The sequence below is a fragment of the Brevundimonas sp. NPDC046655 genome (assembly GCF_044901625.1).
In the GTDB taxonomy this organism is placed as follows: domain Bacteria; phylum Pseudomonadota; class Alphaproteobacteria; order Caulobacterales; family Caulobacteraceae; genus Brevundimonas.
Map to the genome: position 1 here is coordinate 1,476,170 of NZ_JBJDPV010000001.1, position 16,793 is coordinate 1,492,962.

The following is a 16,793-nucleotide window of genomic DNA, read 5'->3' on the forward strand; positions in this document are numbered from 1 at the left end:
CCTGAAGTTTGGCTGAACGCGTCTTTCATCCGGCACACGACCGTGGTTCTCTAGGGACGTGCGGCGCCGGGTTTTCATCCTCGTCGGGGCGCCGTGGAGTTTTTGATGGTCATCGCTGTCGTCACCGCCGCGCTTGCGGTTCTGGGTCCGCCCCAGACGACCCGGCTCGTCTCCTATGACGAGGCGGTGCGGTGCGCTGGGCTGACCCAGGCGGCGTCTGAACTCGAAGGCGGCGAGAGCCGCTATGGCCGCACCCTCTATGACGCCGCCCTCTATTGGTCGCTGGCGGCCATGCAGGCGGCCACGGCGGCGGGACGCGACCCGACGGTGGCCGAAAACGACCAGACCCGCGCCCGCCTCGATTCGGTGAAGCGCCTGTCCGCCGGTGAAGCCGAGGCCCGCACCGTGCTGCAACGCTGCCGTCAGAAGACCCCGCGCCTGGGCTAATCCGGCCCGCGCCAGACCCCGCGCGAGTTCGGCGATTATGCTCAAGCCGAACCCATCCGGCGGCGCTGCGTTTGCTTGTGCGTCTGCAGGATCGCCCCCGCGATCCCGAAGCGGGACGACGAAGGTCTGGAATGTTCGAATTCGGCAGAGATCTGCGACGGCTGTTCGAGAAGGCGCGCGACAGCGACGATCTCGGCTGGCTGGAACTGATCGGCGTCGGCCTCGTCGAGGTCGAAGCCCGACAGCAGTCGATCGAGGCCGGACGCGTCTCCTGCGCGCGCCCCCATGACGCCGCCCTGCGCGCCTCGGCCCTGTGGCGTGAACACGCCCGCCGCAGCGGCGCCGCCCTGAGCCTCGACAAGGCCGAGGCGGCCGCTCGTGACGCCGTCCGTCATGCCCGCAACGACGACGAGACCATTCGCGCCACGCTGGAACTGGCCCAAAGCGGGATGCTGGCCTTCGACCTGTGCGGCGAGCCCGCACGGCTTGACGCCATCCTGGCCCTGCTGGCGGCCCTGCCCGCCGCCCGGCGCGGCGACACCGCCGCCGCCGTGGCCGCCCTGCACGCGCGGCTGCGGGCGCGGCAAGCCTCGCTCTCGGGCGAGGCGGCGACGCTGCAGGACGCCGCCGTCATGCTGGACAGCGCCCTGCACGGCCTCAAGGGCCAGCAACGTCCGGTCGAGGACGATCTGAGGCTGGACCGCGCCGCCCTGATGCTGGAGGCGGGTCTGGCCGCCCGCGACCCGCGGATGCTGGATCAAGCGGGCGCCGACCTGCGCGCCCTGGTCGAAGCGGCCACGCCGGAGCAGCGTCCCCTCAGCCGCGCCCGCGCCCTGGCCCTGTGCGCGACCGGGATGGCGGCCCTGGCGGCCGTCGCCGACGACGTCCTGGCCCGCGATCAGGCCCACGCCCTGTTCGACGCCGCCGCCGACCAGTTCACCCCCGACCACAGCCCGCTGGACTGGGCCGCCATCCAGGTGTTGCGGGCCGAGCGCGAGACCCTGCCCCTGCTCGTCCTGGTCCAGGCCGAGGCCCTGACCGAAGGCGGCGGACTGGTCCTTGGGGCCCTGGCCCACGAACGCCGCGTAGCCCAGGAGGCCTCGCGCGCCGGATCGATCGGCGACCTGACGGCCCTGCTGGAGATCGAGACGGGCCTGCGCCGCCGCCTCACCCGCCCCTCGGTGGTCTCGACCCCGCTGGACTGGGCCTCGGACCAGATCGGCATGGCGCGGATCGCCCTGGCCCGCGCGCGCTGGACCGGCCAGACTCCGCGCGGCCTGGGGTTGATGCTGACCGAGGCCGCCGCCACGGCGCGCGAATACGGCGCCCCGGCCCTGGCCCAGCGCGCCGAACGGCTGGCCCGGGCGCCGGAAACCGCCTGAGCTCTTACGCCGCAGCGGCCTTGACCCGGCCCCAATGGGCGCCTAGCTGACGGGCTTCCCTGAAAGGCCCCTTACCGTGACCGATCAAATGACCGCTGACGCCGCCGCCGACCCCGTCCACGCCTTCATCGCCCAGACCGTGGCGGAGCATGACGTGGTCCTGTTCATGAAGGGCACGCCGGATGCGCCGCGCTGCGGCTTCTCCTCGCTGGCGGTGCAGATTCTCGACCACGTGGGCGCGGCCTTCGTCGGCGTCGACGTGCTTCAGGACGAAGCCCTGCGCGACGGCATCAAGAGCTTCACCGACTGGCCGACCATCCCGCAGCTCTACGTCAAGGGCGAGTTCGTCGGCGGTTCGGACATCGTGCGCGAAATGTTCCAGGCCGGCGAACTTCAGGCCCTGATGGCCGAGAAGGGCGTCGCCCTCGGCGAGGCTTAAGACCGGATGGCCCGGCCGCAGTTGCAACCGCGCGAGGACCGCGAGGTCTTCGTCGTCCCCCTGGACGTGCGGCCGGAGCACATCGACGAGAACAACCACGTCAACAACGTCGTCTATGTCGGCTGGCTGCAGGACGTCGGCACGGCCCACTGGAACGCGCGCTTCGACGAGGACACGCGGGCGAAGTGGTCCTGGGTCGCCCTGAGGCACGAGATCGACTACCTGCGCGCCATCGCGCCGGGCGCGACCGGCGTCGTCGCCCGCACCTGGGTCGGCGAGCCGCAAGGCCCGCGCTTCAACCGCTATGTCCGTATCGAGGACGGCGAAGGCCGTCTGTGCGCGCAGGGCGTGTCGGAATGGTGCCTGGTCGACGCCGCCACCCTGCGCCCCGCCCGAATCCCCGCGGAGATGCTGGGGCCGTTTTCGGCCTGAGCTCCCCTTCTCCCCTTGAGGGAGAAGGTGGCAGGCGAAGCCTGACGGATGAGGGGTTTGAGAGCCTCGCGTCCTATGACGACGTCACCGCCTGAGTGAAGCCGACTATCGTCGTGCCGACACCCCTCATCCGCCCCTGCGGGGCACCTTCTCCCACAAGGGGAGAAGGGCTTTGCTTAAAGGCTGACCGGGTTCAGGACGCGCACGTGCTGGCCGGTGTTCAGGCCGAGTTCGGCGTAGGTCCAGCTAACGGCGACGCCTTCGCGGACGATGGCCTTGCACAGGTCAGGGGCGCGACGGATCAGGCTGAGTTCCGCCGGATCCGTATCCTTGATCTTGACCTCGAAGCTGGAAGCCTCGGTGCAGCCGTTGGAGCCGACCACGACGGTCAGGCGCTGGCCGTCGAAATCGACCTTGCGGACGGCTTCCAGAGCTTCAGTCTGGACCACGGCCTGGTTGTTGATGTTGACCTTCCGCTCCCCGCCGTCGTTCGAATAGATGACGCAGCCGCCCAGCAGCGGCAGCAGGGCGACGGCCGCGACGGCTGCCCTGATGGTGGCCTGGCGCATCAGTTGGCCTCGGCCGGGGTCGAGTGGATGACGCGGGTGGTCGGCTTGTCGCTGGCGATGATGATGCAGCCCGACAGCATGGGTGCGGCGACGGCGGCGACAGCGAGAGCGATGATGATACGGCGCATAGGTGTTCCCCTTCTTTGCTGGTCGGGAAACTGCCAGCGTCGCCGTTCCAGATCACGTGAATAATCGGAAAGGCGGGGGTTGAACGGAACAGCCACAGTCATAGCTACTGGACCGCCCTCCTCCCCGGACCATCGAAAGATCCAAGCATGAGCCTGCTGTTCACCCCGCGCGCCGTCGGGCCCCTGACGCTGAAGAACCGCATCGTCGTCGCCCCCATGTGCCAGTATTCAGCCGTGAACGGCGTTCCCCAGCCCTGGCACGCCCAGCATATCGCCCGTCTGGCCCTGTCGGGCGCCGGTCTGGTGGTGATTGAAGCGACAGGGGTCGAGGCGGCGGGCCGCATTTCGTGGGCCGACACCGGTCTGTGGAACGACGAGCAGGAAGCCGCCTTCGCGAAGATCATCCGCGACATCCGCACCTATTCGGACACCCCCATCGGCGTCCAGCTGGCCCACGCAGGGCGCAAGGCCTCGACCAATCCGCCGTGGATCGACCGGGGCGGCCCCGCCCCCGCGGACAAGGCGTGGGAGACGTTTTCAGCCTCAGCCCAGGCCTTCAAGCCCGACTGGCACACCCCGACCGCGCTCGATCAGGCGGGCATGGACCGGGTGGTTGAGGCCTTCGTGGACTCGGCCCATCGCGCCGACCGCGCCGGGTTCGATCTGGTCGAACTGCACGCCGCCCACGGCTATCTGCTGACCCAGTTCCTTTCGCCCCTGTCGAACGAACGGACGGACGACTACGGCGGGTCGCTGGAGAACCGAATGCGCTTCCCGCTGCGCGTGGCCCAGGCCCTGCGCGACGTTTGGCCCCGGACCAAGGCGCTGGGCGTGCGCTTCAACGGCTCGGACTGGACCGAGGGCGGCATTACGGTCGAGGAGGCGCAAGCCTTCGGCGCCGCGCTGCACGCCATGGGCTACGACTATCTGCACCTGACCAGCGGGGGCAATGTCGCCACGGCCCGCATTCCGGGCGATCAGCCCAACTATCAGGTCGCGTTCGCCGAGGCGGTCAAGGCAGCTGCGCCCGAGGCCAATGTCATGGCCGTCGGCATGATCGTCACCCCGCAACAGGCCGAAGACCTGCTGGCCGAGGGCAAGGCCGATCTGATCGCCCTGGCCCGGGCGGTGCTGGACGATCCCAACTGGGGCCACCACGCCGCCGTGGCCCTGGGCCAGCCTGAGGGCCTGCCCGTCCAGTACGAACGGGCCGGCGCCGGTCACTGGCCGGGTTATGCGACGGCGCGGGCGGCCTTGGGCTGAGTCTCGTCTGACGGCGTCGTCGCCACTGCGGCGGCGCCGTTGGCCAAGGCGTCGGCCTCGGGCTGGGGCCGACCCAGCAGATAGCCTTGGACCTCGTTGCAGCCCTGATCGCGCAGGAAGGCCAGCTGTTCGGGCGTTTCGACGCCCTCGGCCAGCACCGGAATCGACAGGCTTTCACCGATGGTCAGGACGGCCCGGATGATGGCGCGCGACTGGGGCGCGGCGCCGTCCAGCTCGGTCATGAAGGACCGATCCAGCTTGATCTTGTCAAACGGGAAGGCCCGCAGCGTCGACAGCGACGAATAGCCGGTGCCGAAGTCGTCCATGGCGATGGTGACGCCCAGGGCCTTCAGCTGACGCAGCACATGGGTGGTGCGTTCCATGTCGCTGATCATGGCCGTCTCGGTGATCTCCAGCTCCAGCCGCGAGGGCGCCAGCCCGGTCTCCAGCAGGACCTGGTGCACCAGCCGCGGCAGATCGACGTGACCCAGTTGCACCGGCGACAGATTGACCGCGATGCGGTGCGGCTCGTGCCAGGCGGCGGCCTGCCGGCAGGCCTGACGCAGCACCCACTCGCCGATCGGCAGGATCAGGCCGGTCTCCTCGGCCACCGGAATGAAGTCTGACGGCGGGATGTTGCGGCCGGTCTCGTCCTTCCAGCGCAGCAGGACCTCGTAGCCGATCGCCTTGCCGGTCTCGACCGAGGCCTGGACCTGATAGTGCAGCTCGAACCGCTCGTTATCCAGGGCCTCGCGCAGGGCCTGGGTCACGCGGCGGCGGGCGCGCACGGCCTGATCCATGTCCGCCTCATAGAAGCAGATGTCGACCGTCAGCGAGCCCTTGGCGCGGTACATGGCCAGGTCGGCGTTGTTGATCAGGGTCGAGATGTCGTCGGCGTCCTCGGGCCACAGCGACACGCCGATGCTGGCGCCGCACGACAGGTCCGCGTGGTCGATGGTGACGGGCTGGAGGATGGCGGCGCGCAGGCGCTCGGCCACGGCCTGGGCCTCGGCGCGGGAAGACACCTGGGCCATGGCCACGAACTCGTCGCCGCCCTGGCGAGCCACGAACTCGCCCTCGTGCAGGGCCTCGCGCAGACGGTCGGCGATGCGGCACAGCAGCAGGTCGCCGACGGCGTGGCCGTACAGGTCGTTGACCTCCTTGAACCGGTTCAGGTCCAGGGCGAACAGGGCCAGGGTCTCGCCGGGCTTGATGGTGGCGGTCTGGCGGCTCAGGCGCTCCAGGAAAGAGGCGCGGTTGGGCAGGCCCGTCAGGCTGTCATTGCGCGCCAGATGGGCGATGCGGCGCTCCTGGGCCTGACGGGCGCGCAGGTCGCGCACGGAATACAGCATGACCTCGCCTTCGCTGACGTGATCGCGCTTGGCCGCCAGTTCGACCGGCAGGACCTCGCCCGAGACGGTCTTCAGCGACGACTGCACCATGTCGCCGTCGGCCAGACGCGCCGCGTCCTCGGCCCAACGCGACAGGCTCTGGCCGATCGCGGCCTCGCGTTCGGCGCCGAGCAGGGTCAGCAGGGCGCTGTTGACGCCGACGATGACTCCGTCGCGCTCGACCGCCATGCCGTCCACGCTGCCCTCGATCAGATGTTGCAGGCGCACCTCGGCCTGGCCGCGCGACTGGCTGTCCAGGGCGTAACTGGCCGCACCGGCGCCCAGCACCAGCAGGCCCACGCCCGCCACGCCGATGGCCAGGATATGCTTGGCGTCATTGCCCGTCAGCGCCCCGTCCAGCGGCGCGAAAGGCAGGATGGTCATGGCCGACATGGCGGTGAAGTGCAGCACCACGATGCCCAGAACCATGAAGAGGATGGCCAGCCAGCGTCCCTCGACGGTCGGCCACAGCTTGTCGGCCTTGAAGGCCAGGGCGGCGAACACGACCGAGCCGCCCACGGCGAACGCCACATAGGGAACCGACCACTGGATCACGGCGTCGACGGCGAAGGCGGCCATGCCGATGAAGTGCATGGCGGCGACGCTCAGGCCGAACAGGACGCCGCCGACCAGACCCGACCCCGGAAAGCGTTGCGCCGCGATGAACTGGGCCGTCCCCGATCCGAGGATGGCGACCAGCAGCGACAGGCCCGTCAGGCCCGGCTCATAGGCGACGGCGATCCCCGGCTCATAGGCGATCATGGCGACGAAGTGGGTGCACCAGACGGTCGCGCCCCCCGCCACCGCGCCCAGGAAGATCCAGGCGGCGCGCGCGCCCGCCCGCGTGCTGCGGACCCGCTTCAGCAGGCTGATGGTGATCCAACTGCCCAGCACGCAGACAAGAGCGGCCAGGGCGACCAGCGCCAGATTATGGGCGGTGGTCAGACAATCGACGAGACGCATGGAATCCGGGGGGAAGGATACTGAAACGATCCTGTCCCTAACGGCTCAACTCTTAATCCGACGTCGTCCGAAATGGCTAACGAAGCCTTGCGACGAACCCGATCAGGAGGCGTCGTGCGGCTTGTCGTTCTGACGCATCAGATAGGGGTTGTTGACCGAAACCTCGGCGCCCGGAGGCAGGCCCAGCTCTTCGAAGCTCCATTGCAACTGCACCCCGTCGGATTTGGGATTTTCGCAGCGGTCCTCGTCCAGACGACGCAGGGTGATGACGGCGCTGTCGCGCAGGCGGGTGATGAAGGGTTTGACGTCCGCCTTGCTGGTGCAGCCGTTCGAGCTGACCCAGAAGACCGCCGTGTCGCGCGTGAAGGCGGCGGCGTGGATCGGCTCCAGCTGGCCCGGCATCCCGGCGGTGCGCACGGGCTGATCGCCGGTCACGGCGCAAGCCCCCGCCAGGGCGGCGACGGCGGCGACAGCGCAAAGAGCGATGATTCGTCTCATCTCGACCTTCCGGGGCGGAGCCTGTCCACCCGGTCAGAATGCGCTGCTTCCTTCCCCAAGGGAACAGCGAATGCTGAATAAGAAAGAAGCCCCGGTTCGCACCGGGGCTTCCATCAACTCTATCGTCGATCGCCTGAAATCAGGACGAGTAGTATTCGACGACCAGGTTCGGTTCCATCTTGACCGGGTACGGCACGTCCGACAGTTCCGGAACGCGGACGTAGCGGACCGAGAAGCCGCGGTCGCCCAGTTCCAGGTAGTCAGGGATATCGCGTTCCGACGACTGCTGGGCTTCGAGCACCAGAGCCATGTTGCGCGACTTCTCCTTGACCTCGATGACCTGGCCCGGCTTGACGCGGTACGAACCGATGTCGACCTTCTTGCCGTCGACGGTCACGTGGCCGTGGCTGACGAACTGGCGAGCGGCCCAGACGGTCGGGACGAACTTGGCGCGGTAGACGATGGCGTCCAGGCGCGATTCCAGCAGACCGATCAGGTTTTCCGAGGTGTTGCCCTTGCGGCGGCCGGCTTCGGCGTAGATGGCCGAGAATTGCTTCTCGGTGATGTTGCCGTAGTAGCCCTTGAGCTTCTGCTTGGCCTTCAGCTGCAGGCCGAAGTCCGAAACCTTCGACTTACGACGCTGGCCGTGCTGGCCCGGGCCGTACGAACGCTTGTTGACCGGCGACTTGGCGCGGCCCCACAGGTTTTCACCCATGGCGCGGTCGATTTTGTACTTGGCGCTATGGCGCTTCGACATAGATCACTCTTCATGCTGATGCGGCCCGGCCCCTCCCCGATTGGAGCGGCGATCTCAACGGCGGTCCACGCATCGTCCGTAGTCAGTTCGCGCCTCGGGCCGAAACCCGATGCGAGAAGGGCGGGCTTATGGCTGATAACGCGCGATCATGCAAGCAAGGCCGCCCGCTTCTCCCTCCCCGTTCGGGGAGGGTGGTCGCGCAGCGACCGGGTGGGGGCGGCAAGGCAAATCAGGCGCGGCGTTCCGTACCGCCGCGCCCTCCCCACCCGGTTTCGGCCTTTCGGCCTCAACCTCCCTCCCCCGCTGGGGGAGGGAGGAGCGGGCGCGAACTCAGCCCTTGGCGGCGGCGTACAGCTCGTTGACCTTGTTCCAGTTCACGATGGACCAGAAGGCGGCCAGGAACTCGGCGCGACGGTTCTGATACTTCAGGTAGTAGGCGTGCTCCCAGACGTCGGCGACCAGCAGGGGCGCGCCCTTCTCCTCGGCGAAGTCCATCAGGGAGTTGTCCTGGTTCGGCGTCGAGATGATCTTCAGCTTGCCGTCCTGCACGATCAGCCAGGCCCAGCCCGAACCGAAGCGGCCCAGACCCGCCGCGTTGAAGGCCTCCTTGAAGGCGTCCATGCCGCCCAGATCGGCGTCGATGGCGGCGGCCAGTTCAGCCGAGGGCGCGCCGCCCGTGCCGACGGGGGCCAGGCCTTCCCAGAAGAAGGTGTGGTTCCACACGCCGCCGGCGTTGTTGCGCACGGCGACCGGCAGGGTCGACATCTTGGCGAACAGCTCGTCGAACGACTGGCCTTCGACGCCGGCGGCGGCCACGGCCTTGTTCAGGTTGTCGACGTAGGTCTGATGGTGCTTGTCGTAGTGAAAGCCCATCGTCTCCTTGTCGATGACGGGCTCCAGCGCGTCATGGGCGTAGGGCAGCGGGGGCAGGACGAAGGCCATGGGAGGTTCCTCTCGGCGGTTTTGATTCTTCCGGCCCCTATCTAGGGCCGCGCGCTGCATACCCAAGCCTTTACCGCCGAGTTTGTTCAGATTTTCCGCTCGGCAAGGGCCGATTGGGAACCGGACAGGCGAAATGTCCGTTTCGCCAAGGTGATTTCAGCGCCCTCAAGACCCCTCCCGAAAGGAGGATCGCCATGCCCGTCAGATCGCTCCGCCGGCCGGCTCCCCTGACCGACGCCGAGGCGGAAACCCTGCGGCTGCAACTGCTGGAGATCATTCCCCGCCTGCGCCGTCACCACCTGCTCGACCTGGCCGACACCCTGCACGACGCCGCCCGCGAACGGCGCGACGGCGAACCGCGCCATTTTGACGTGAGAGTGTAGGCGGCCGCTTCTGCTCAAGACAGGGCAGGATGCAAGAACGGCAGGCTCTTGCGCAGCGCAGTCCTTCAGACAAACTGGCGAGAACGGGAGTGGTGAGGAGCTTCGCCATGCTGAAGTCTTGCGCCATTACGGCCGCCGTGCTGGCGACCGGGCTGACCCTGTCCGCCTGCGCCGCCGGTCCGGCGGAGGCGGTGCGGTCAGCGGACGCCGCCAAGGCCCAATGCCGGATCACCTCGCAACCCGGCGGCGGCTCGTCGATGGACTGCACCCTGTGGGAGCGAACCGCCACGACAACCACGACGACGACCACCCGGCCCAATGGCGAAACCACCACGACGGTCGAGCGAACCCGGACAGGCGGCGACGCCTAGGCTTTCAGCCCAAACCCAGTGCCTGCCCCTTGAGAGGCCTGAGCGTCGAAAGCGGCGGGGTCGAATGTCCGCAACGGGTGGGAAGCTACCGTTCAGCGGAAGCGCCGAAGAAACCTGTGGGCCGCATAAAAGACTCCGGCACTGAGGGTAAAGGCTAGGCTCCGGGTTCGCTGCGCGCCCCGGAATGACGGAAGGGGGCGGCGAGAGCGGTTCCTTATTCCTCCGCCTTCTTCACCTTGCGCATCCAGGGGCGGGTTTCCTCGCCTTTGGCCTTGGCGGTGATTTCCTTGAGCTTGCGGGTCTGCATGGTCGAAAAGGCCTGCCCCGGAGCGCCCTTATCGGGGTCGGCGAAGGCGCGGCCGTGGGTTTCGATTCGCTCGCCGACAGAATCGAGGAACTCGCCCTCCCATTCGGACAGCGAAACGCCCGCCTTCTCGGCCGAGCGGCGGGCGCGTTTCAGGGCGTTGAGCGCCGAGCGCTTCGCCGCTTCACGCCGCTGTTCCCAAGGGCTCAGCAGCGTCTTCTTTCTTGGGGCGCTACCGTCCTTCGGACTACTTGAGCGCGTCTTGAGGGCGCTACCGTCCTTCGGACTGTTCTTGAAGCCGCTCGACCGCAGCCTGGACGCGTCGCCGCCCTTCAGGCTGCTGGAGCGTGAAGGGCGGTCGCTGGGGGGCTTGAAGGGCGTGCGCTTCAGGCCCGCCTCCCTCAGACCTCGCCGAGAGCCGACAGGTAGAGGTCCAGAATCGCCTCTTCCTCCTGGCGCTTGGCCTTGTCCTGCTTACGGATGCGGATGACCTTGCGCAGCGTCTTGACGTCGTAGCCCTCGCCCTTGGCCTCGGCGAAGACCTCCTTCATGTCGACCATGACGGCCTGCTTGTCCTCTTCGAGGCGCTCCAGGCGTTCGATGATCGAGCGCAGACGGCCCTGGGCCGTGGCGGTCAGGACGTCCGAGGCGGCGTCAAAGGCGGGGGCGTCGTCGGCCATGAGGAAAGCTCCGAAACTTGAATTGGCCGGCGGGCGACCTTGAGACCACTCTCAAGCAGACCGGGGGGCGCGAGGGCAAGAAGGGAATCGCCCGAAGGGGCCTCAGGCGCGAATCGCGCCCGATTCCGAAGCCTGAATGTCGGACACGAAAAAGGCTGCAGGCGAAGCCCGCAGCCTTTGAATATCGTAACCGCGGCGCCGTTTCAGGCGCCGGCGCGGTTCTTAGCCTTGCTTGGCCTTGAAGCGCGGGTCGGTCTTGTTGATCACATAGACCACGCCCTTGCGGCGAACGATCTTGCAGTCGCGGTGGCGACCCTTGAGCGACTTGAGCGAGCTGCGGACCTTCATGGTCGGACGTCCCGAAGATTGGAGGCCCGTGAGGGCGGTCAAAAACAAATGCGCGAAACCCTGCGAGCAGGACCTTGCGGCGGAGCGGTGCGTATAGAGAGGCCCCGGCCTTTCGTCAACATTCCGCGCGGGGATTCCGTTGGAGGCCTGGCCTCCGAGTTGAACGGAGGGTCTCCGGACATGCACGTCCGGCGCGTCGCCCCTCCGCCACCAGGCCGTGTCCAAGGGAGCTGAAATGTAAAACGCAGTTCGTTAAGGCGCGACTTTCGCAAAGGGTTAGCGGCGACTTAACCCTTTTCACGGAAACCCCTTTTGGCTTCGCGCGCTTGTGATTGGTCGTGGAATTCGGGGGCGTTAGCCTGTGGTCATGCGTATCGCCTATCGTCTCCTGCTTGTTGGTTCCGTAGCGGCCTGCGCGCCCATGGTGCCGACGCCGCCTCAACCGCAGCCCGCACCGCCCGCCGTCGTGGAGCCCGCGCCCGCAACGCCCGCGCCGCCACCACCGCCCGCCGCCGTCGACCTGTCGGACGCCTATGATCAGGCCAGCTTCGAGTCCTGGAAGCAGAGCTTCCTCGACCGCCTCGGCGGCGCGCGGAAGTGGGAGTATTCGCGCGAGCTGAACGGCGTCACGCCTAACGCCAGCGTCATCCGGCTGGACCGCAACCAGCCCGAGTTCTCGCGCCCCGCCGGCGCCTATATCCAGAGCGCCACCGCCCCTGCCCGAATCGCCATGGCCCGCCAGCGCGTCGATCGCGTGCCCTGGGAGGTGACCCAGAGATACGGCGTGCCGACCGAGATCCTGCTGGGCGTCTGGGCGCAGGAGAGTGCCTTCGGCCAGGTCCAGGGAGACTTCGACGTGATTCGCTCGCTGGCGACCCTGGCCTATGACGGCCGCCGCCGCGCCTGGGCCGAAGACCAGCTGAAGAACGCCCTCGACATCGTCGTGGACGGCAAGCGCGCCCGCGGCGGCCTGAAGGGCAGCTGGGCGGGGGCCATGGGTCAGACCCAGTTCATGCCCGACAGCTATCTGAAGCTGGGCGTCGATCAGAACGGCGACGGCAAGGTCGACATCTGGGGCTCGGACGCCGACGCCCTGGCCTCGGCCGCCAACCTGCTGGCCCAGGCCGGATGGAAGCGCGGTCAGGGCTGGGCCTATGAAGTCACCCTGCCCGCCGGCTTCGACTACAGCCAGGCCGAGGGGCCCAAGCACGACTGGGCCTTCTGGTCGGCGCGCGGCGTGCGTCTGGCCAACGGCGCGACGCTGAACGCCGCCGAGGCGGCCGAGGGCGCGACCATCCTGCTGCCGCAGGGCGCCAAGGGGCCGGTCTTCCTGGCCCTGCCCAACCACTATGTGATCCGACGGTACAACAACTCGGTCAGCTATGCCCTGGCCATCGGCCTGATCGCCGACGGGGTGCAGGGCAAGCCGCCCCTGACCGCGACCTGGCCCAACGACGGCCCCCTGACCCGCGAACAACGCGTCGGCGCCCAGACGGCCCTGACGAAGATGGGCTTCGACACCCAGGGCGTCGACGGCGTCATCGGATCGAACACCCGCGCCGCCCTGCGCCGCTGGCAGCAGGCCAACGGACGGACAGCGGACGGCTATCTGACCGACGTGCTGGCGGACGAGCTGATCCGGCGGGCGCGGTAGCCCGCCTCACAACCCGGGCAGGGTAAGGACGTCGCCCTACTTCCGGCCGATGCGCTTGATTTCCCAGTCCAGCTGGACGCCGGTCTTCTTCAGGACGTCGGCGCGGACCGCCTCGCCGAGACCTTCGATGTCGGCAGCGGTGGCCTCGCCCGGGTTGATCATGAAGTTGGAGTGCAGCTCGCTGAACTTGGCCCCGCCGCCGGTTTCGGCGTGCAGCTTGCCGCGCCAACCGGCCTCGTCGACCAGCTTCCACGAGGAATGACCTTCGGGGTTCTTGAAGGTCGAACCGCCGGTCTTTTCGCGTATCGGCTGGGTGGTCTCGCGGCGGCTGGTGATCTCGTTGATGCGAGCGGCGACGGCGTCCGGCGCATCGAGCGTCCCGCGATAGGTGGCCTCCATCCAGATGACGCCCGCCGGGGCGCTGGAGTGGCGGTAGGTGTAGCCGAAGTCGGCCAGGGCCAGTTCGATCCGCTCGCCCTGACGGGTCAGCCCCCAGGCCGAGACCAGAACGTCCTTCGTCTCCGAGCCATAGCATCCCGCGTTCATGGTCAGGGCGCCGCCGATGGTGCCCGGGATGCCCGCGTAGAACTCCAGTCCGGCGATGCCCGCCTTGGCCGAGGCCTTGGCCACCATCGAGTCCAGCGCGCCCGCGCCCGCCGAAATGGTCTCGCCGTCGGTCGTGATGGCGGCGAAGGCCCGGCCCGCCAGACGGATCACCACGCCCTCGACCCCGCCGTCGCGGACGATCAGGTTGGAGCCGACGCCGATGATGGTGACGGGCACGGTTTCGGGCAGGGCCTTGAGGAAGTCAGCCAGATCCTCGGCGTCCGCCGGGATGAACAGGGCGTCCGCCGCCCCGCCCACACGGAACCAGGTGTAGGGCCCCAGCGGCTCGTTCAGCAGCAGCTTGCCACGCACCGTCGGGAGGTTGTCAGTCCAGGCCATGTCTGTGTCCGCTCAGCCGAGGGCTTCGAGTTGCGCCGGCAGGGCGTAGGCCCAGCTGGTGATGTCACCGGCGCCCAGCAGGACGACCAGATCGCCCGGCTTCGCCTCGTCCTTGATGACGCGCGGCAGGACGGCGGCATTTTCCAGAGCGGCGACATTGCGGTGGCCGTAGCGGCGGATGCCGTCGGCCAGGGCGTGCTTGTCGACGCCTTCAATCGGCTGCTCGCCCGCCGGATAGACGTCGGCGACCAGAACGCTGTCGGCGTCGGCGAAGCAGGTGGAGAAGTCCTCCATCAGATCGCGCAGGCGGGTGTAGCGGTGCGGCTGAACCACGGCGATGACGCGGCCGGGGTTGTCGGCCGACTGGACCACCTGACGGGCGGCCTTGAGCACGGCGGCGATCTCGACCGGGTGGTGGCCGTAGTCGTCAATGACGCGCACGCCGCCGACCACGCCCGTGGTGGTGAAGCGGCGCTTGACCCCGCCGAAGCCGGCCAGGCCCTGACGGATGGAGTCGTCGTCCACGCCCAGCTCACGCGCCACGGCGATGGCGGCCAGGGAATTGGAGACATTGTGCCAGCCGGCCATCGGCAGATAGAGGCCCTCGATCCGGGTCGGCTCGTCCAGCGCGGCCAGACCCTGGCCCTGAACGACCACGTCGAAGCGCGAACCGTCGGGCGACATCTGCACGTTCTCGGCGCGGACCATGGCCTGGGGATTCAGGCCGTAGGTGACCAGACGACGGTTATCGATCTGGGCCGCCAGCTTCTGCACCTCGGGATGGTCCAGGCAGACCACGCCGAAACCGTAGAAGGGAATGTCCTCGATGAAGTCGCAGAAGGCCTTCTTGACCGCGTCGAAATCGCCGTAGTGATCCAGGTGTTCCGGGTCGATATTGGTGATGACCGCGACCGTGCACTTCAGGCGCAGGAAGGAGCCGTCGCTCTCGTCGGCCTCGACCACGATCCAGTCGCCCTCGCCCACCTTGGCGTTGGTGCCATAGGCGTTGATGATGCCGCCGTTGACCACCGTGGGGTCCAGCGAGCCCGCGTCCAGCAGGGCCGCGACCATGGAGGTCGTCGTCGTCTTGCCGTGGGTGCCGCCGACGCCGACCGAGAATTGCAGACGCATCAGCTCGGCCAGCATCTCGGCGCGGCGCACCAGGGGAATGCGGCGTTCGCGCGCCACGACCAGTTCCGGGTTCGTCGCCTTGACCGCCGTGGAATAGACCACCGCCGAGACGCCCTCAGTCACGTGGGCGGCGTCGTGGCCGATGTAGATACGGGCGCCCAGCTTCTCGAGCCGCTCGGTGTTGGCGCTGGCCTTGGCGTCCGAGCCGGATACCTGATAGCCGATCTTCAGCATGATCTCGGCGATGCCGCTCATGCCGATGCCGCCGATGCCGACGAAGTGGACAGGCCCGAGGGCGAACGGAACGGGGCGAAGGCGTGCGATCATTTGCGCGTCATAGCTCAGGCACGGTCGATTGTGCACCACTCTTCGTCGCTCATCCCGGCGAAGGCCGGGACCCAGATCATATGACTGGGCGCGTTCCTCCTGTGGCGCGACTGCGTCAGCTCGGGCGACCGGTGCGCCTTACAATCTGGATCCCGGCCTTCGCCGGGATGAGCGGGGTTTGGGGTGGCGAGCCGGGGCGAAGGATTCTCTCGATCTGTCGGGATCTTAAGTTTGGTTACTCCGCCTTAACCGTAAGGATTCACCATAAGCCCCTCATCTGTCCGGGGCCGCTTTTCCATGTCCGAGTTGAAGACCGACGTCATCCTGCGTGGCGACTGCATCGAGGTGCTGAAGGGCCTGCCGGACAAGTCGGTGGACATGGTCTTCGCCGACCCGCCCTATAATCTGCAGCTGGGCGGGGATCTGCTGCGTCCCGACAATTCCAAGGTCGATGCGGTCGACGACGACTGGGACAAGTTCGACAGCTTCGCCGCCTATGACGCCTTCACCCGCGCCTGGCTGACCGAGTGCCGCCGCGTGCTGAAGGACGAGGGCAGCCTCTGGGTCATCGGCAGCTATCACAACATCTTCCGGCTCGGTTCGGCGATGCAGGACCTGGGTTTCTGGGTTCTGAACGACATCATCTGGCGCAAATCGAACCCGATGCCGAACTTCAAGGGCACGCGCTTCACCAACGCCCACGAGACCCTGATCTGGGCCGCCAAGTCGCGCGAGCAGAAGCGCTACACCTTCAACTACGACGCGCTTAAGGCCTTCAACGAAGACACCCAGATGCGCTCGGACTGGACGCTGGCCCTGTGCACCGGCAACGAGCGTCTGAAGGACGACAACGGCGACAAGGCCCACCCGACCCAGAAGCCCGAGGCCCTGCTGCACCGCGTGTTGCTGTCGGCCAGCCGCGTCGGCGACGTGGTGCTGGATCCCTTCTTCGGCACCGGCACGACGGGCGCCGCGGCCAAGCGCCTGGGCCGCCACTTCATCGGCATCGAACGCGACGAGACCTACGCCAAGCTGGCCGAGAAGCGCATCAAGGCGGTGATCCCCGCCGCGCCCGAGGACCTGGTCGTGACCGGCTCCAAGAAGGCCGAGCCCAAGGTGCCGTTCGGCGCCCTGGTGGAGGCGGGGCTGCTGGCCCCCGGCGACAAGCTCTACTGCCCCAAGGGCGACCATGAGGCCCGCGTGCGCGCCGACGGTTCGCTGGTGTCCGGCTCCATGACCGGCTCGATTCACAAGCTGGGCGCCCTGCTGGAAAACGCCCCCGCGTGCAACGGCTGGACCTACTGGCGCTTCAAGACCGACACGGGCCTGCGCCCCATCGACGCCCTGCGCGCCGAGATCCGCGCCGGGATGCAGTAGGCCGCAAAGCCACTGTAAGGCTTGCGACTATCGTTTCAGCCAAGCTGGAACCCCGGTCGTTG

Annotated in this window: 20 protein-coding genes; 9 read left to right on the forward strand and 11 right to left on the reverse strand. The window is 67.9% G+C overall.

Annotated features, from left to right (window positions below):
• Positions 1-105 precede the first annotated feature (105 nt).
• The 4 genes from ACI2KI_RS07260 to ACI2KI_RS07275 all read left to right on the forward strand — a co-directional run bounded on the left by ACI2KI_RS07260 (position 106) and on the right by ACI2KI_RS07275 (position 2,700).
• Positions 106-447: a hypothetical protein gene (locus ACI2KI_RS07260; RefSeq protein WP_404618749.1), complete on the forward strand. Its 342-nt coding sequence runs from the start codon at positions 106-108 to the stop codon at positions 445-447.
• 131 nt (positions 448-578) lie between these two features.
• On the forward strand, positions 579-1,829 hold the full coding sequence (locus ACI2KI_RS07265) for a hypothetical protein (protein WP_404618751.1): 1,251 nt from the start codon (positions 579-581) through the stop codon (positions 1,827-1,829).
• An 88-nt stretch (positions 1,830-1,917) separates the two neighbouring features.
• Positions 1,918-2,268: a Grx4 family monothiol glutaredoxin gene (grxD, locus tag ACI2KI_RS07270; RefSeq protein WP_292084508.1), complete on the forward strand. Its 351-nt coding sequence runs from the start codon at positions 1,918-1,920 to the stop codon at positions 2,266-2,268.
• Between the two features lie 6 nt (positions 2,269-2,274).
• Positions 2,275-2,700, forward strand: coding sequence for an acyl-CoA thioesterase (locus tag ACI2KI_RS07275; RefSeq protein ID WP_404618753.1), 426 nt, complete (start codon positions 2,275-2,277; stop codon positions 2,698-2,700).
• Between the two features lie 176 nt (positions 2,701-2,876).
• On the opposite strand, the gene ACI2KI_RS07280 is transcribed toward ACI2KI_RS07275, so the two are convergent.
• A complete protein-coding gene (locus ACI2KI_RS07280; RefSeq protein ID WP_404618755.1) occupies positions 2,877-3,269 on the reverse strand; it encodes a hypothetical protein in 393 nt (130 codons plus the stop codon).
• Positions 3,269-3,397 (reverse strand): hypothetical protein, encoded by a 129-nt coding sequence (locus ACI2KI_RS07285; protein WP_292032595.1) that lies wholly within the window; start codon positions 3,395-3,397, stop codon positions 3,269-3,271. Before ACI2KI_RS07285 ends, ACI2KI_RS07280 begins: the two co-directional genes overlap by 1 nt.
• Positions 3,398-3,544: 147 nt before the next feature.
• Between ACI2KI_RS07285 and ACI2KI_RS07290 the strand changes: the two genes are divergently transcribed.
• On the forward strand, positions 3,545-4,660 hold the full coding sequence (locus tag ACI2KI_RS07290; RefSeq protein WP_404618757.1) for an NADH:flavin oxidoreductase/NADH oxidase: 1,116 nt from the start codon (positions 3,545-3,547) through the stop codon (positions 4,658-4,660).
• Here the strand turns inward: ACI2KI_RS07290 and ACI2KI_RS07295 are convergent.
• The 4 genes from ACI2KI_RS07295 to ACI2KI_RS07310 all read right to left on the reverse strand — a co-directional run bounded on the left by ACI2KI_RS07295 (position 4,630) and on the right by ACI2KI_RS07310 (position 9,211).
• The gene (locus ACI2KI_RS07295) at positions 4,630-7,014 is read right to left on the reverse strand and encodes an EAL domain-containing protein (protein ID WP_404618759.1); all 2,385 of its coding nucleotides are present in this window, start codon (positions 7,012-7,014) and stop codon (positions 4,630-4,632) included. The two genes, ACI2KI_RS07290 and ACI2KI_RS07295, sit on opposite strands and share 31 nt — an antisense overlap.
• 102 nt (positions 7,015-7,116) lie before the next feature.
• A complete protein-coding gene (locus ACI2KI_RS07300; RefSeq protein WP_404618761.1) occupies positions 7,117-7,512 on the reverse strand; it encodes a hypothetical protein in 396 nt (131 codons plus the stop codon).
• A 139-nt stretch (positions 7,513-7,651) separates the two neighbouring features.
• On the reverse strand, positions 7,652-8,269 hold the full coding sequence (gene rpsD, locus ACI2KI_RS07305; protein ID WP_292084396.1) for a 30S ribosomal protein S4: 618 nt from the start codon (positions 8,267-8,269) through the stop codon (positions 7,652-7,654).
• Between the two features lie 330 nt (positions 8,270-8,599).
• Complete coding sequence (locus ACI2KI_RS07310; RefSeq protein ID WP_292084397.1) at positions 8,600-9,211, reverse strand: superoxide dismutase; 612 nt, start codon at positions 9,209-9,211, stop codon at positions 8,600-8,602.
• 194 nt (positions 9,212-9,405) lie between these two features.
• On the opposite strand from ACI2KI_RS07310, the gene ACI2KI_RS07315 reads away from it, so the two are divergent.
• Positions 9,406-9,594, forward strand: a complete 189-nt coding sequence (locus ACI2KI_RS07315; RefSeq protein WP_404618763.1) for a hypothetical protein — start codon at positions 9,406-9,408, stop codon at positions 9,592-9,594.
• Between the two features lie 107 nt (positions 9,595-9,701).
• Positions 9,702-9,965, forward strand: coding sequence for a hypothetical protein (locus tag ACI2KI_RS07320; RefSeq protein WP_404618765.1), 264 nt, complete (start codon positions 9,702-9,704; stop codon positions 9,963-9,965).
• Positions 9,966-10,179: 214 nt separating this feature from the next.
• Here ACI2KI_RS07320 and ACI2KI_RS07325 read toward each other — a convergent pair whose 3' ends face one another.
• The 3 genes from ACI2KI_RS07325 to ykgO all read right to left on the reverse strand — a co-directional run bounded on the left by ACI2KI_RS07325 (position 10,180) and on the right by ykgO (position 11,297).
• Positions 10,180-10,482, reverse strand: coding sequence for a hypothetical protein (locus tag ACI2KI_RS07325; protein ID WP_404618957.1), 303 nt, complete (start codon positions 10,480-10,482; stop codon positions 10,180-10,182).
• Positions 10,483-10,670: 188 nt separating this feature from the next.
• Positions 10,671-10,949, reverse strand: coding sequence for a DUF2312 domain-containing protein (locus ACI2KI_RS07330; RefSeq protein ID WP_292084400.1), 279 nt, complete (start codon positions 10,947-10,949; stop codon positions 10,671-10,673).
• Positions 10,950-11,171: 222 nt separating this feature from the next.
• Positions 11,172-11,297 (reverse strand): type B 50S ribosomal protein L36, encoded by a 126-nt coding sequence (ykgO, locus tag ACI2KI_RS07335; protein ID WP_006274063.1) that lies wholly within the window; start codon positions 11,295-11,297, stop codon positions 11,172-11,174.
• 367 nt (positions 11,298-11,664) lie between these two features.
• Between ykgO and ACI2KI_RS07340 the strand changes: the two genes are divergently transcribed.
• A complete protein-coding gene (locus tag ACI2KI_RS07340) occupies positions 11,665-12,951 on the forward strand; it encodes a lytic murein transglycosylase (protein ID WP_404618767.1) in 1,287 nt (428 codons plus the stop codon).
• Positions 12,952-12,987: 36 nt separating this feature from the next.
• Here the strand turns inward: ACI2KI_RS07340 and murB are convergent, their stop codons facing one another.
• Together murB and murC are read right to left on the reverse strand one after the other, a co-directional pair.
• Positions 12,988-13,896: a UDP-N-acetylmuramate dehydrogenase gene (gene murB, locus ACI2KI_RS07345; RefSeq protein ID WP_404618769.1), complete on the reverse strand. Its 909-nt coding sequence runs from the start codon at positions 13,894-13,896 to the stop codon at positions 12,988-12,990.
• A gap of 12 nt (positions 13,897-13,908) precedes the next feature.
• Positions 13,909-15,354 (reverse strand): UDP-N-acetylmuramate--L-alanine ligase, encoded by a 1,446-nt coding sequence (murC, locus tag ACI2KI_RS07350; protein WP_404618771.1) that lies wholly within the window; start codon positions 15,352-15,354, stop codon positions 13,909-13,911.
• A gap of 297 nt (positions 15,355-15,651) precedes the next feature.
• Here murC and ACI2KI_RS07355 point away from each other — a divergent pair, with 297 nt between their 5' ends.
• Positions 15,652-16,731, forward strand: coding sequence for a site-specific DNA-methyltransferase (locus ACI2KI_RS07355; protein WP_404618773.1), 1,080 nt, complete (start codon positions 15,652-15,654; stop codon positions 16,729-16,731).
• The last annotated feature ends 62 nt before the right edge of the window (positions 16,732-16,793 follow it).

Coding starts and splice junctions, on each gene's coding strand:
- ACI2KI_RS07260 (WP_404618749.1), top strand. CDS start 106: ATGGTCATCGCTGTCGTCACCGCCGCGCTTGCGGTTCTGGGTCCGCCC.
- ACI2KI_RS07265 (WP_404618751.1), top strand. CDS start 579: ATGTTCGAATTCGGCAGAGATCTGCGACGGCTGTTCGAGAAGGCGCGC.
- grxD (WP_292084508.1), top strand. CDS start 1,918: ATGACCGCTGACGCCGCCGCCGACCCCGTCCACGCCTTCATCGCCCAG.
- ACI2KI_RS07275 (WP_404618753.1), top strand. CDS start 2,275: ATGGCCCGGCCGCAGTTGCAACCGCGCGAGGACCGCGAGGTCTTCGTC.
- ACI2KI_RS07280 (WP_404618755.1), bottom strand. CDS start 3,269: ATGCGCCAGGCCACCATCAGGGCAGCCGTCGCGGCCGTCGCCCTGCTG.
- ACI2KI_RS07285 (WP_292032595.1), bottom strand. CDS start 3,397: ATGCGCCGTATCATCATCGCTCTCGCTGTCGCCGCCGTCGCCGCACCC.
- ACI2KI_RS07290 (WP_404618757.1), top strand. CDS start 3,545: ATGAGCCTGCTGTTCACCCCGCGCGCCGTCGGGCCCCTGACGCTGAAG.
- ACI2KI_RS07295 (WP_404618759.1), bottom strand. CDS start 7,014: ATGCGTCTCGTCGATTGTCTGACCACCGCCCATAATCTGGCGCTGGTC.
- ACI2KI_RS07300 (WP_404618761.1), bottom strand. CDS start 7,512: ATGAGACGAATCATCGCTCTTTGCGCTGTCGCCGCCGTCGCCGCCCTG.
- rpsD (WP_292084396.1), bottom strand. CDS start 8,269: ATGTCGAAGCGCCATAGCGCCAAGTACAAAATCGACCGCGCCATGGGT.
- ACI2KI_RS07310 (WP_292084397.1), bottom strand. CDS start 9,211: ATGGCCTTCGTCCTGCCCCCGCTGCCCTACGCCCATGACGCGCTGGAG.
- ACI2KI_RS07315 (WP_404618763.1), top strand. CDS start 9,406: ATGCCCGTCAGATCGCTCCGCCGGCCGGCTCCCCTGACCGACGCCGAG.
- ACI2KI_RS07320 (WP_404618765.1), top strand. CDS start 9,702: ATGCTGAAGTCTTGCGCCATTACGGCCGCCGTGCTGGCGACCGGGCTG.
- ACI2KI_RS07330 (WP_292084400.1), bottom strand. CDS start 10,949: ATGGCCGACGACGCCCCCGCCTTTGACGCCGCCTCGGACGTCCTGACC.
- ykgO (WP_006274063.1), bottom strand. CDS start 11,297: ATGAAGGTCCGCAGCTCGCTCAAGTCGCTCAAGGGTCGCCACCGCGAC.
- ACI2KI_RS07340 (WP_404618767.1), top strand. CDS start 11,665: ATGCGTATCGCCTATCGTCTCCTGCTTGTTGGTTCCGTAGCGGCCTGC.
- murB (WP_404618769.1), bottom strand. CDS start 13,896: ATGGCCTGGACTGACAACCTCCCGACGGTGCGTGGCAAGCTGCTGCTG.
- murC (WP_404618771.1), bottom strand. CDS start 15,354: ATGATCGCACGCCTTCGCCCCGTTCCGTTCGCCCTCGGGCCTGTCCAC.
- ACI2KI_RS07355 (WP_404618773.1), top strand. CDS start 15,652: ATGTCCGAGTTGAAGACCGACGTCATCCTGCGTGGCGACTGCATCGAG.